General features: G+C 63.0%; 11 protein-coding genes. 4 read left to right on the forward strand and 7 right to left on the reverse strand.

Annotated elements, in window-relative coordinates:
- The first annotated feature begins 70 nt into the window (after nt 1-70).
- Nucleotides 71-967, forward strand: coding sequence for an arylamine N-acetyltransferase family protein (locus ABH922_RS07675; RefSeq protein ID WP_424806346.1), 897 nt, complete (start codon nt 71-73; stop codon nt 965-967).
- Here ABH922_RS07675 and ABH922_RS07680 read toward each other — a convergent pair.
- Nucleotides 958-2,163 carry a 4-hydroxybenzoate 3-monooxygenase gene (locus ABH922_RS07680; protein WP_424806347.1) on the reverse strand — a complete coding sequence of 402 codons (1,206 nt, stop codon included), beginning with the start codon at nt 2,161-2,163 and terminating at the stop codon, nt 958-960. The genes ABH922_RS07675 and ABH922_RS07680 overlap by 10 nt on opposite strands.
- 329 nt (nt 2,164-2,492) lie before the next feature.
- Between ABH922_RS07680 and ABH922_RS07685 the strand changes: the two genes are divergently transcribed.
- Together ABH922_RS07685 and ABH922_RS07690 are read left to right on the forward strand one after the other, a co-directional pair.
- Nucleotides 2,493-3,242, forward strand: coding sequence for a glycosyltransferase family 2 protein (locus ABH922_RS07685; protein WP_424809602.1), 750 nt, complete (start codon nt 2,493-2,495; stop codon nt 3,240-3,242).
- Entirely contained in the window at nt 3,239-4,555 is a 1,317-nt protein-coding gene (locus tag ABH922_RS07690; protein WP_424806348.1) for a lipopolysaccharide biosynthesis protein, read from the forward strand. Before ABH922_RS07685 ends, ABH922_RS07690 begins: the two co-directional genes overlap by 4 nt.
- Here ABH922_RS07690 and ABH922_RS07695 read toward each other — a convergent pair.
- From ABH922_RS07695 to ABH922_RS07720, 6 genes are all read right to left on the reverse strand, one after another.
- Nucleotides 4,537-5,466 (reverse strand): glycoside hydrolase family 16 protein, encoded by a 930-nt coding sequence (locus ABH922_RS07695; protein ID WP_424806349.1) that lies wholly within the window; start codon nt 5,464-5,466, stop codon nt 4,537-4,539. The genes ABH922_RS07690 and ABH922_RS07695 overlap by 19 nt on opposite strands.
- Nucleotides 5,463-5,660, reverse strand: a complete 198-nt coding sequence (locus ABH922_RS07700) for a hypothetical protein (protein ID WP_424806350.1) — start codon at nt 5,658-5,660, stop codon at nt 5,463-5,465. The genes ABH922_RS07695 and ABH922_RS07700 overlap by 4 nt, the downstream gene beginning before the upstream one ends.
- Nucleotides 5,657-7,834, reverse strand: coding sequence for a hypothetical protein (locus ABH922_RS07705; RefSeq protein ID WP_424806351.1), 2,178 nt, complete (start codon nt 7,832-7,834; stop codon nt 5,657-5,659). Before ABH922_RS07705 ends, ABH922_RS07700 begins: the two co-directional genes overlap by 4 nt.
- A gap of 101 nt (nt 7,835-7,935) precedes the next feature.
- Nucleotides 7,936-9,951, reverse strand: coding sequence for a glycosyltransferase family 2 protein (locus ABH922_RS07710; protein ID WP_424806352.1), 2,016 nt, complete (start codon nt 9,949-9,951; stop codon nt 7,936-7,938).
- A gap of 115 nt (nt 9,952-10,066) precedes the next feature.
- Complete coding sequence (locus ABH922_RS07715; RefSeq protein WP_424806353.1) at nt 10,067-11,305, reverse strand: hypothetical protein; 1,239 nt, start codon at nt 11,303-11,305, stop codon at nt 10,067-10,069.
- Nucleotides 11,302-12,255, reverse strand: coding sequence for an NAD-dependent epimerase/dehydratase family protein (locus ABH922_RS07720; RefSeq protein WP_424806354.1), 954 nt, complete (start codon nt 12,253-12,255; stop codon nt 11,302-11,304). Before ABH922_RS07720 ends, ABH922_RS07715 begins: the two co-directional genes overlap by 4 nt.
- Nucleotides 12,256-12,532: 277 nt before the next feature.
- Here ABH922_RS07720 and ABH922_RS07725 point away from each other — a divergent pair, with 277 nt between their 5' ends.
- Nucleotides 12,533-13,900 carry a ricin-type beta-trefoil lectin domain protein gene (locus ABH922_RS07725; protein ID WP_424806355.1) on the forward strand — a complete coding sequence of 456 codons (1,368 nt, stop codon included), beginning with the start codon at nt 12,533-12,535 and terminating at the stop codon, nt 13,898-13,900.
- Nucleotides 13,901-13,913 lie beyond the last annotated feature (13 nt).

The raw sequence follows: 13,913 nt of genomic DNA on the forward strand, positions 1-13,913 counted from the left end.
ACTCCAATCGGGCATCTCTCGCTATCGGATCGATCGCTGATGCCACCGCGTCTTAGGGTAGGCTACACACATGACTTTCGTCGAGATAGGCGGGTTGGTGCGATCTGCGACACAGTTTGTCTCTTCTGCAAAGGTTGTCGGACACGTTCCGGTTCGTCGGTCGGATCGAGACGACGAGTCCGTCATGTCGACGGCGGTCTTCTCGCAGTACCTCGATCGAATCGGACTGCCGGGCGTAACCCGAACGATCCGCCCTGACCTGCAGCTTCTGGAGACGATCGTGACGGCCCAGCTGGCCGCGATTCCCTTCGAGAATTTCGACATCCACCTCGGCAGGCCCGTCGACGTCACGGTGGAGGTGATCGAGGAGAAACTGGTCCGCCAGCGGCGCGGCGGAATCTGCTACGAACTGAACGGGCTGCTCGCTCGCGCTCTACGCACCGTGGGGTTCGACGCGCAATTGACCGGCGCATCGGTGTTGGCCGACGGAGTTCCGGGGCCACCGCTGGGGCACGTCGCAGTGGTGGTGGACCTCGACGGCGAGTATCGGCTGGCGGATGCGGGATTCGGCGGGGACGCGGTGTCGGCCTCGATGTCCGACCTGGGGCCGGTGGACGTGCTCTTCCCGGGCGGGACCGCGTATCGGACGGAGGGAAGTGTGCGTCCGCTGGCGGATTTCGCGGCCATGGCGTGGTGGCACAGTACGTCACCGCTGGCTCGCTTCACGCGAACCATCGTGTGTTCGGTGACCGCTCGTGGTGTTCGGCACACACTCTCGTGCTCGCCGGGGCACGGGTATCGACTCGGTCAGACGAACGGCGCAGTGCGGCGCACCCGTGAACTCGAGGATTCGGAAGTGCGTTCGGTACTGGTACGGGACTTCGGTATCGAGTTGCCCGAAGTCCCGTACCAGTCGTCGGTTTCGTATCCACCGTCGGCGGGTGCCGATGCTTCGCGTCAGCTGTAGTGCCACGGTTTGGGGAACGGCAATCCCAGGTAGACCTCGCCGAGTGCACGCTGTTCAGCTTCCGAGCCGCTCCAACGACGAAGCCGTGCCTGGCGTAGACGCCATTCCATCGGATCGTCGGACAGCGCATGCAATGTTGTCGTCAGCGTCGACGAAAAATGCTGGGCCGCCCAGATTCGGGGGAGGCAGGTCTCGGAGTAATTGTCCAGATGCTCGCGGACACCTGCGGTGTAGTAACCGCCGAGCGCGTGGGAGAGAGTGCAGGCGTCGGACACGGCGAGATTGAGTCCCTTGGCGCCCGTGGGAGGGACGATGTGCGCGCTGTCGCCGAGCAGGAACAGGCGTCCGTGCTGCATCGTCTCGCAGACCACGCTTCGGAGCGTGGCCAGGGATTTGTCGAAGATCTCGCCCCGCTCGAGCTCCGGGTAGTCGTCGGAGGCGCTTCTCGTGGCGAGTTCGTCCCAGATCCTGGAGTCCGACCAGTCTTCGAGCGAGGTGCCGGCCGGAACCTGGAGATACTGTCGGGTGATTCGAGTGCCGCGCATGCTGTGTACCGAAAGCCCGTTCGGGTGAGCGCAGTACATACCTTCGGGCACCGTGGGAGTCGTGCGCGCGAGAATGCCGAGCCAGGCGACCGGGTACGTACGACTGAGCTCGTTGCGTCGGTCTTCGGGGATGTGGGTCCGGCTGATTCCGTGGAATCCGTCGCAGCCGGCAACGAAATCCGCATGCAGCTCGACCGACGAGCCTGCATGCTCGAAGGTCACCATCGCCTCGTCGGACCCGGTGTGGACGGCCGTGACCGGGGAGTTGAAGTACAGCGGCTCGCCGGAGTCGACCCGCTGTTCGATCAGATCCTTGACGAGCTCCTGCTGTCCGTACACCGTGGCCTGACCGCCGAGTAGCCGGTTGAAATCGAGATGATGGGTGGTGCGGTCGAATCGAACGTAGAACCCGTTGTGTCGGAGGCCCTCTCGCCGAAGTCGATCGCCCACCCCGATCTCGGCCATCAGATCGACCGTGGGCTGCTCCAGAATTCCGGCGCGGGTGCGCGATTCGACATGTTCGCGGCTGCGGCTCTCGATCACCACCGACGAGATGCCTTGCAGGTGGAGCAACCGGGCGAGCGTCAAACCCGCCGGTCCGGCGCCGATGATCGCGATCTGGGTGCGCACGTGGTGATTTCCCGTTCTCATTCGTGGTATTGCAATACCGGAGTGGACAGTGAAAGGCCGCCCGAAACTATGTGACAGTGGACACACCTGGGGGCTACTGCTTTGCTAAGGCTTGCCTACCTTCTATTGTAAGGCAAGCAGTTCTTCGAATTGCACGAGCCGAACCGCCATCTTGCGCAACGTGAGTGGAAAGTCGTCAACCGGTTCACTTCCCGTTCTATTTCTGTCGAGTGGAGTCGAGTGTCTTGAGTACCGCTATCCCGATCGGCGATTCGGGCACGGAATTCGCCCAGCCGCAGAGCCCCGAGCCGGCCGCCAAGAAGTCCGACACCGGTCGCGGCACGCCGACGGTGTCCGTGATCATCCCGGCGATGAACGAAGCCAAGAACCTTCCGTTCGTGGCATCTCGCATGCCGGGTGGAATCGATCAGATCGTCTTCGTCGACGGGAACTCCTCCGACGACACCGTGGCAGTGGCTCAGAAGCTCTGGCCGGATGCGACATTCGTGGTTCAGACACGCAGCGGTAAGGGCAATGCGCTCGCCTGCGGTATCGCGGCATGTACCGGTGACATCATCGTCACCATCGATGCAGACGGCTCGACGGACCCGGGTGAGATTCCGCTCTTCGTCGAAGCGCTGGTCGGTGGTGCCGATCTGGCCAAGGGCAGTCGATTCGTCGGTCAAGGCGGCAGCTCGGACATCACTACCCTGCGCAAGCTGGGGAACAAGGGCTTGAACGGGTTGGTCAACCTGGTCTTCCGAACGGATTTCTCCGATTTGTGCTACGGGTACAACGCTTTCTGGGCCGAGCATGCTCCGCTCATCGAACTGGCACCGGTGGAGTACTCCCGTTCGCAGTGGGGAGACGGCTTCGAGATCGAGACGGTCATCAACGTCCGGCTCGCAACCAGCGGTCTCAATATCGTCGAGGTAGGCAGCTTCGAAGGCCCTCGAATTCACGGGCGTAGCAATCTCAACGCCTACAGCGACGGAATGCGGGTGCTGCGGACGATTGGTCAGGAATGGCGGCACTGGCGCGAAACTCGGCACATTCACAAGGAGTCCGCGAAAGCGGATATTCGCGAACTGGCGGAGTGAACGCACCGGCAGGTCCTGTCGGAGCCTCGTCACCTGTCGGCGAGATTGCCGATCCGACTGCGCTGCCGGGACGCAGCCTCGAACGAAACACCCTGGCGTTGGCAGTTTCAGCGCTGATCACCGGAATGATCGGCATGCTCTACTGGGCTGTCATCGCACGATGGTATCCAGCGCGCGAGGTAGGCGCGGCGGCAGCGGTGATCACCACCGCGACCATGCTTTCCGCCTTCGGTAACCTGAGCCTCGGCGCGGTCTTCGAACGTTTCCTGCCGATGGCAGGCCGCCGTTCGAGAACCATGGTGTGGCTGGGTTTCTCGGTGGGCGGTGTGTTCGGATCGGTTCTGGCCGGTCTCTTTCTCGTGCTCGGTCCGACGGACGAGATGTTCGAGAACCGGTGGCAGATGTTGACGTTTCCGGTGATCGTGGTGGTGTTCTCGGCATTCGCGCTTCTCGATCAGACTGCGGTGGCGTTGCGCGAAGCCGGGTGGGCGGCGGGTAAGAACGTCCTGCACGCGCTCGCAAAACTTGTACTGGCACTTGCACTGGCATATACCGCCTCGCGGTTGGCAGTCATCTGGACGTGGACGATCGCAGCCGGGGTGGGCGTCGCCGTGCTCGGGGTCGCGGTGGCGCGACGACTGCGCACCGCAGGCTATATCGATCGCCCGTCCCTGTTACCACCACGACGTGAGATCGGCCAGTACCTGTTCGCGTCGTACGGCATCTATGTGGTCAGTGCACTTGCGCCGCTGATGCTTCCCTTGATCGTGGTCGCTCGACTCGGTGCCGACGCGAACGCCTACTTCGCCATCTCGTGGTCGCTGGTGACGGCCGTCCTGGTCCTGCTGACGATGCTCACCGGACCCTATGTTGCTGCTGCCGCCGCAGAACCCGACAGGGTCGCGGAGCTGACCCGGAAATTCCTGGTCCTTCTCGCGACCGTCTGCGCCGGCGGTATCGTCCTGTTCTCGGTGGCCGGCCCGTTCCTGCTCGCGATGGTAGGGGAACGCTACCGTGACGAAGGCGAGCCACTGTTACGCCTGGCCGCGGTGGCACTCGTCCCGGCATCGGTAGCTTTTGCCTACACCGCCATCGCCCGGGTGCGTCGCAAGCTGGTGCTGGCCACCACTGTTCAACTGGTCAATGCCGCACTGATTCTCGGAATCAGTATCGCGTTCGTCCCCGCTCGGGGATTGTCGGCGATGGGCTGGGCATACATCGTGGCCGAGAGCGTATCCGCCGTCATCCTGTTGGTGCCGTTGGTCAGATCGATTCGATGGGTGTCCGATCCAGCTCAGTCGTCCGTGAACTGAATCGCCGAAGGCAGCGGTGCGAATCGGCCCGCCGACTGCGCCGCCTCGAGTTCGCTCCAGATCGGTTCGTAGACACTGACCCAGTCGATCTCGACGAGAACCTCGTCCGGTCGCAGCGAGGAATCGTCGCTACACGGTGCAAAGCCCCACTCCTCACGCCGCTCACATGATCCGGCTTCGGTTTGCAGGCCGAGCCACATGGGAAGGTCTGGAACCATCAGGTCCGAGTGGGCTTCGGACCATACCTGGCCGTCGAGGAGATAACGCACGATGCCAGGGCCCCACTCCACCCCGACGGTGTGCCACTGTGCGAAGTCGCCTGTGGTCGAGACCCCCTTCTTGTCATTTCGCCCGTGATCGACCCAGTGAAGAAATGCGGACATCTCGTCGCGCGTGCCACTGACACTTTCCGCGAAGTCGATTTCGGGTGGCCACTGGTCCTGCTGCGGCCACAGAAGCATGTGATATGAGATGTCGTCGCTTGGGTCTGCTCGCATGCGAATCTCCCAGCGGCCGTACAGCTGCGTGACAGGATAGTTGGAGACACCACCGCTGATCCAGCCGGAAGATGTTCGTTCCGAGCGCAGTTGAAGCTTTCCGTCGTGCACTCCGACCATCGATTCGTCCCACCATCCTTGCGGATTCCCGCCGGGTTGCCCGGAGTAGGCGCTCCAGGACGATCCGAGCTCGCAGCGGTTGAAATCGTCGGTGAAGATCTGCTTCCAGCCGGGTAGGTTGCCGGTGGGTAGAGGCACTCCGCTCGGAGAAGCCGAGGGTTCGACGCAGTGGTCGACGGCGGTCGGCGCGGCGACCAGATTCGTCGACGTGGGTACGGTGCAGGCCGCGCACAGTGCGATCACGGCGGCCGAAGCCCCGCGAACGAGACGGCGCAGAATTGTCCGGGAACTCATATCGACAGCGCGATCAGTCGAACGAACGTCAACGTGGCGGCGACGATCACCGAGGCGGTCAGTGCGACCGAGAGTACCTGCGCGGTATGGCTGCGTCCGATGACGCCTTCGCGGGGAACGTCGCGTTCGCGCAGAACGACCCCGGCGAACCACAGCAGTCCCGAGAGGACGAAGAATACGACAGCGCCGGTCACGGTGCCTCCAATTGCAGTGCAGGCGAATCGATTCGTCGCAGAATCGTGATACTCGGCAGATCCGTCATCGGCACGTATCGACCACTCGCCTCGATCGCGTCGATCTGGTCCTGTAGGTACTCGGGTGCCATGCCGTACTGGAACCGGAGCATCCCCAACCCCTGACTGGTGATGTAGATGTAATCGGGGCTGCGGTCGAGGGCGCAGGCACTGAGGTTGTTCAGACAGGGATAACTGTCGATGAACTGCATTCTCGGGCCGGTCGGGTCGAGAATGCGACGTGCGCTGATCGTGTGTGGAGCATGGCTCCAGGCCTGCACAGTCGTATTGGGTGGCATGTCGGCGACAAATCGATCCGAGACGGCAACCTGGTCGTCGGTCGATGCCTCGAACGCGGTGTTGAGGCCACGATTGGTGGTCAGTACCAACGAGATCAAGACGAGAGTGATGGTTGCGCCGGCCGCGAACGCCCAACTCGGGCCGCGGGTGAGAATGCGGCGAGGTAGTCCAGCAGTTGTTCTATGCACTCGAAAGACCAAGTGGGTCAAGGCCACGGCTGCGAACGGCGCCAGGACTGGCGATGCGAGCACGAAACAACGGATGATCATCTCGCCGCCGTAGCTCTGCAAGGCAACCAGCGAAAAGGGGGCTGCGGACACTGCTCCGGCCACCAGCCACGTCTTGCGCCCGCGAGCCAGGATCCACCCGACGAAGGCCGTCAGTACGAACACTCCCGACGCGCCGATGCGAAGATATTGCATCCTCTGGTATGTCGGGTCGCCGGACAGTCTGTCGCCGACGCCGCGCCCGACCGACGCACCGACCTGACCTACTTCACTGAAGATCGATTTCAGATGGCCTATCCAGAAATCCGTCGCACCGTAGCTGAACCACGCTGCGAAGATCAGTCCGGCGGCCAACCAGAGTGTTCGGTATCGGGTCACTCCGAAGAGGGAGAAGAACGCCAGAGCGATGATTGCGAGAATCGGTGTGATCTGATGCGTCACCGTGTTCGCGACTATCAACACGAGCAGGATCGCACCGAGCACCTGGGTTCTGATCTTGCCGAAACCGTCGACCAGACCGGGAGTGCGACGCGGCGCCGTGAGCACGAACGCGAGGATTCCCGGCGCGATGGTCGGAACGGGGGTTCGGCGAAGTTGCCACAACAAAGTGGCGATGATCGTGCTGTAGAACATCAATGCGACGGCTTGCGGAGCGAAGTAGTCCTGTTGGTACCAGTTGAACAGCTGATACAGAACTATCGCGAACCATGCCATTCGAACATTGCCGGTAATCGAGATCGCAATCGAATACAGCGGAAAGAGCAGTACGGCGCCGAAGAAGAGGGGCGCCCACGCCAGTAGCGGTCCGGCATCGAGGATATCGGCTGATTCCACGAGATGTGCTCCGGCGGAGAAGAATCCGGCCCAACTGAATCGTGCGTCCACTCCGCTGGGCAGTGCGCCGGCCTGAGTGAGAGTGGCGATGAAGCCGCGGTGGACGAATGCCGTCGGTACCGAGGTCTGTCCGGACGCCACGGTGACGAGCAGTGTCGTGTAAGTGATCATGACCAGCGTCGCTGCGGTCATGACCGCGTGATCGAGATGCTTTCGAGTCAACGCCGCGACGACGACGCCCGCGACGAGCGTGATGCCGAGGTAGTACGGTGCCCCGATTTCACCGATGATTCCGAAGTGTCCAGCCGCCGAGTAGTCGAGTGTGCTCGTGGCGACGGCGAAGAGGGCCAAGGAAGCCACCAGCACAGCCGACGCCAGTGCCCGGAATCGGCGTGTGTTCCCGGCGATCGGGGCGCGGCCGCGTGGTGTGCGGCGCGTCCACGGCGCCCTGAGGTAGACCGCGATACTCAGGGCAAGGGAAACCCCGGCGAGAATGGCCTGATTGCGTAGCGGGTACCACGATTCGACCATCATGGAGACCTGGCCGAGCAGGATGGTGATCGCGAACGACAGCGCGATCGTCAAACCGGCGGAAAGTGATCTGCTGGATATACGTAGTGCCGTCACGACGGGAAGTCCCGGCAGTACGGTCATGCCGGCGACGACGAGGACGATGCGAATCGGGGCCGGGATCACTTCGGCATTCGACGATGCCACGAGTGCGTCGAGAATCAGCAAGAACAGTGCCAGTGTGCCACCGATGACCGCTGCCACACGCGGATTCCAGCTGTGCCTGCTTCGGTCCGCCGATACAGTTGTGGAAAGCCGGCTGACCGGGTCGCGGCGATGAGCTGCGCCCACGGTGGTCGGTACGTTCACGATCGACCGTCTGATCTCTTCGCGATCAGATGACTACGGAGGTACAGGGCCGGACCGACGGCGTATCCCCAGATCTCGAGCAGTCGAAGATGGAACGGCCATTCAGACGGTATGTCGCTGTTCTTCGAGGAAGTGGGTGCGAGCAGCATGTGGAGACCACGTGGCACCAACGAGAGGACCGCCCGCGCGCCGTGACCCCCCGAGAACACCAGCTTCGTCAACGAGGCTGCCATACCCGTTCCGTACCCGTAACTCTGGATCCGCAGGTCGGCAATGTTGTCGCGGTGATAGTGCCTGACCACTGCTTCGGGGTTGTACACGATCGCCCAGCCCGCGAGAATCGCCGAGCGGTATATGTCGAGATCCTCGCCGCCCTTCGTCGGTGTTCCGGTCCCCAGACGCTCGTCGAAGCCACCGACGGCTCGCAGTGTGGCGGCCCGGAACGCCATGTTGTTTCCGGTGCCGCACTCGCCGGCGGTGTACGGGAAGAAGACGCTGTGTTCACCGGCACGGCCGAGCTCGATCAATCGGGGATCGGGTTCTAGTGCCCAGACATTGGGTGTTTCGCCTTTGTCGAAGATGCCTGCGGCTTCGAACCATTCCTGTTCGCGCGTCGTCGATTCCGTGCCCAGGACTCGGCCCGTGACACCACCGACGCGACCGGTCGTGTCGGATCGGAAGGTGGTGAGGACGGCCGAGATCCAGTTCGGCTCCGGTAAGGCGTCGTCGTCGGTGTAGGCGATCAGGGAACCGCGCGCTTGCGCGGTGCCGCGATTGCGCGCTGCGGAGACCCCCGGTTTCGGTTGCTGGAGAATTCTCACCCGGGGATCATCGAACTGAGCCATCACGGTGACGACGTCCGGGCGGTGGGGTCGGTTGTCCACCACCAGAACTTCGATGTTCGTGTGGTCCTGCTCGAGGATCGTGCGAACGGTGTCGGCGAGAGACGGTCGACCGACCGTCGGAATCACCACGCTGACGAGCTCGTCTGTGGCCACAGGAGTCGAATCAGCCGAGACGGCCACAGGTGTCGAATCGGCAGCAGCGGTGCGGGGCGATCGGCTCGACATCCTCAGTGACGATCGCAGGGTGGCGGTGGCGGTCACGATCAGCCCGAGGAGCATCGTGAGGATTCGGACGACAGGCAATGGTGTGCGCAATCCGAACGCGGCCCTGACGTAGCGAACGGCACCGCTCGAGAGGGTACGCAGCACGAATGCGCGCTCGGCCGCGAGTCCGTCGGAGGAGCCGACGATCGAGGACAGGACGGCCTTCGAGCGCCCTTCGTGGCGGCATCGCTGTACGAAGTAGCGCAGAGTCGAGCGGGCCTCCGGAACGTGATGGTCAACTGCGAGGTTCTCGGCCCGGATGATGCGTGACGACGGAAAATGTTGCCGCAGCTGTATTCCCATCAGTGTTTCCTCGCAACCTGCCGGGACGGTGCCCACCCGGCCCAGGCGGTCGGAGAATCCGCCGACGGCGAGGAGTTCCTTGCGACGCACCGCCATCGCGGCGCCGATGGGATTGCGAACCTGTCTGCCGTCACCGGGCAACCCGCGGTAGTCGCAGCCGACCACCCAGCGAAATTCGTCCGGGAACCACCAGGGCTGTGCGCCGGCTTCCCATCGAGCGTGGACGGCGCCGGCCACGGCCAGGATGTCCCGGTCCGAGAATGCGGTCCGGACGGCGTCGAGCGAGCCGTGTCGCAGAACTGCGTCATCGTCGACGAACACCACGACGTCGGCTTCCGTGGCGCCCACTCCGGTGTTTCGTGCACCTGACAATCCGGGTGTGCCGGTGTTGCTCACTATTCGGATGCTTGGATGCAGCACGGAGCGGAGTTCGACGCCGAGTGCCTCGTTGTTGTCGACGACCACGATGATCTCGTCGAAGTTGACGTCAGCCTGCTCTCGTGCGGCGTGAACGCTGTCGATCAGCGAGGCGATCCGCTGCTGCGTGTAGCAGCACACGATCACGGCGAGCGCCAGGGGCGCAGGGATATTCGATGTCACTACAACTCCGGCATCTGTCTTCGAGGGCACGAGCCAGGTCCATACATAGGGAAGGCTTGCCTATTTTACCTGACAGGTCGGTGCTCGGTCGCACCGGGCTGGGCAGTGCGTCCGGTCATCGGGCGGAAAGGAACTGCAGCGGATCCTGCGCGGCGTTGTCGAGTGCACGTGCGACGCTGCGTGCGTCGAAGACGTTTGCGTGGAACGACCCCGTGGTGATCAGGGAGCCGTCGACGACCGCTGATGTCAGAGTCAGCCCGTCGGGCCCGGCCGGATCGCTGTGCGCGACGTAGAAAGCCGGCGCGCCTGCCCGTTTCCAGGCGATGCTGCCAGAGCGCGGTACGGTCCCGAGGTGGGAGAAGATGATATGCGCCGACGGGTTGGCGGCGACAGTGGTCGGTACGAAGGATCCGCCACGGGCCAGGCGTGATTTCGCACAGGTGAGAGCAAGATTGGCCACCGGCCTGCCGGTGCGGGCAGCAGTCGATATCTGATCGTGAACCGTTCGCGGCGATGGCCGATCACCGAGTCGAAATTGCAATCCGGCGACAAAATTTCCGAGTGGCGAACGGTTTTCGGCCAGATAGCGGCGTCCGTCGAACGGAATGGTCGACACGGGATCGATCGTGATTCCCTCGGCCGCCAGCGCTCGATGCCAGACGGCGAGGTTCACGGCGAACATCGACACCCCGGTGGCATGTCTGTCCCGCCAACTTTTCACAGTGTCCAAAGTTGCGGCCGTTGCCGTCGAGACGGCGCCGCTGCGGTGGGGAGTCCAGGGCAGAGTGGGTCCGTCGAAGACGGGCGGTGCCGGTCGTGGTGAGCGAAGATCGCGCATCAGTGCGACGGCTCGCCGAGGATCGGAGCCGAATGTCCGAACGAGCGCCGTTCCCACACCCGACATGGATCGGCGAGAGCGAGCCCAGATCGTCGGGTCGGTCGGGTCGACGGAACCGAGTATCACCGCATGCACGATGAGCCCGAAATCGATTTCGCCGAGACCGTGATCATGGTCGGTGCGTAGATAGTCCCCGGATGTCGTCACACTCAGCGGACTCGAATCGTGGCCGCGGAGCGCGGGGGGATCCAGCAGATCCGACGGTTGGTCGTGGCGTTCGAGCGTCGAAACACCAGGCGTGAAGGTGGGATCGTACATCCACCGGTTCGACGAGGGAGACGGCTGAAGGCCGAGTCGCGTATGTGCGCCCGCGACGACCATCCGCGACAGTCGCTTTCGGATCACATCCGCTGACGGAACCTCGACCGGCCCGATGACCGAGGTGATCCGGGGTCCGGCATGCACGACGTCCATACGGGGTACGTGCACGCGGCGCGTCGCTGCGGCAGCGCTCACCGACGTTCGATCAGACTGCCGTCACGAAAGAACTCGACGGTCTTGGCGATGCCGTCGCGTAGATCGAACGTCGGAGACCAGCCGAGGACGGTTCCCGCGCGCCGGGCGTCCAGCGCCGAACGTCGTACGTCACCGGGGCGGGCCGGTAGCCACCGTGCATCCGGTGTGGTGCCGACGGCGTCGGAGATTGCCTGATGCAGCTGTAGATCCGAGGTTTCGATCCCGGTCCCGATGTTGAAGCGCCGGCCGCTACCGGCTGATCCCGATGCGGCGACGAAGGCGGACACGACGTCGTCCACGTACACGTAATCGCGGGTATTGGAACCGTCGCCGAAGAGCGTGGTCGTCGATCCGCCCAGCATCGCCTTGGTGAAGATGGCGACAACCCCCGCCTCACCGTGTGGATCCTGCCGTGGGCCGTAGACGTTCGACGGCGCGATATGACTGCAGTCGAGGCCCCGAAGGGTCCGAAAGCACTCGAGATAATTCTCCGCACTGACCTTGCTGCACGCGTACGGTGACCTGGGGGAGACGGGCTGTTCCTCGGATACCGGCAACGACGTCGTCTCGCCGTAGATCGAACCGCCGGAGGATGTGAAGACGATCTTGCGGGTGCCGGAGTCGGCGGCAGCCGTGGCCACCTTGATCGTGCCGATGATGTTGACCGAGGCGTCGAAGACCGGGTCGTCGACGCTGTGGCGGACATCGATCTGGGCCGCGAGGTGAAAGACCACTTCGGGGCGGAACGACGCGAACACCGGACCCAGGTCGTCGGAACCGACGTCGAGGGGTTCGAGATCGACGGTGCCGGACGAGAGTGCGTCGCTCAGGTTGGTTTCGCGCCCGGTGGCGAGATTGTCCACGACGAGAACCTGATGTCCCTCGTTTCGCAGCCTGTCCACCAAGTTCGATCCGATGAAACCAGCGCCTCCGGTTACCAACGCGCGCACAGTGGAGCCTCCAGAAGTCGTGAATATACGTCGAGGTCAGTGTAGGGAACTAGAGCGTCGAATTGGGCCCTACGTCGTAGTCGTCCAGGATCCGGAGCGGAGTTGCGAAAACCGAGTGAGTCCGGCTTCTTTCCAGCAATTCTTCCGATCCCTCCATGATTGACGTTTTGTCAGAAAGGTTCCTTTGCTGTCGGTAGGGTGACGACACCATTTGCCACGCCGGTGGCAGGTATTCACCACGGGGCACCGCCCCTGGCACGCTGGAAGAGGGAAGCGCATGGACAAAGATCTGCGTACTTCGGTTCCGGAAAGAATATCGTCCTGGGCGCGATGGAAACGAGCGGGTTCGATTCTCGCGGTGTCCGTGCTCGCTCTTGCGGGCTCGGCCGTACTGTCGGCCAACGCGTCGGACGCAGCGGTGATCGGCACGGTGAAGACCCCTGGCGGTCGGTGCCTGGAAAACAAATGGGGTGTCACCACCGTCTCCAATCCCATCCAGATTTACGATTGCAACGGTTCGGCCGCTCAATCGTGGAGTGTCGAAGACGATGGAACGGTGCGTGTGCAGACCAAATGCATAGGGCCGCTGAACGGTGCGGCCACGGCCGGAGTGGCAGTGGTGATCGCGAACTGCACCGGCGCGTCGATCCAGCGGTGGAGCGCGGGCGACGGAGGGACGGTGCGTCATCAGAGCAGTGGTCTGTGTCTCGAAAATCGAGACGGCGTCAATGCGAACGAAAACCCGGCAGTGCTGCGGGCGTGCAACGGCGGTGCGGCGCAGCGATGGTCGTACGTCGGTGCCGTCGTGACTCCACCGACGACTGCCGTCCCGACTAGTGGTGCGCCGACGACAGCCCCGACGACGACAGCTCAACCTGTGTCCAACCCGTCGGGAGTCGCGGTACCGCGAGGAAACCTCAACGGGTGGCGTCAGATCTTCTACGACGATTTCACCAAGGATGCTGCGGTGGGAACATTCGCGAATGCGTGTGATCCGAACAAGATCGTGTACACCGGCGCACAGGGACAGAAGTGGCGCACGTATCCGAACTGCTATCTCGACACGTATCAGAAACGACCGTATCGACCAGATCGGGTACTCAGCGTGAAGAACGGGGTGATGAACTTCAACCTTCACAGCGTCGACGGCAAGCCGGCGGGTGCGAATCCTTCACCGCTGATCAACGGACAGAATCAGAATCAGACGTACGGACGATACTCGGCCAGATTCAAGGTCGACAGCGCGAATCTCGACGAATACTACGTGGCGTGGCTGCTGTGGCCGCAGTCGGAAGTGTGGCCACGCGACGGCGAGTTCGACTTTCCCGAGGGCGGTCTGGCCGGAAATGTCGGCGGATTCCACCACTACTCCGGTGCCGGATCATGTGTAGGTGGATGCCAGGACGTTGCCAGAAACATCGGTGCGAAGTTCACCGACTGGCATACGTACACCATCGAATGGTCACCTGGGCGAGTTCGGTATCTACTCGACGATCAGGTGGTGCTCGACAGCACGGCCTTCGTGCCGTCGACGCCCATGCGGTGGCAGTTGCAGACCGAAACCAACGGGTTCGGGACCAGTAACGGAAACCTGATGCTCGACTGGGTGTCCGTGTACGCCTACGATCCGGCAGCTCGGCCGTGATCTGGCGGGGACG

The sequence above is a fragment of the Rhodococcus sp. 27YEA15 genome, assembly GCF_049739425.1.
Classification (GTDB): domain Bacteria; phylum Actinomycetota; class Actinomycetes; order Mycobacteriales; family Mycobacteriaceae; genus Rhodococcus_F.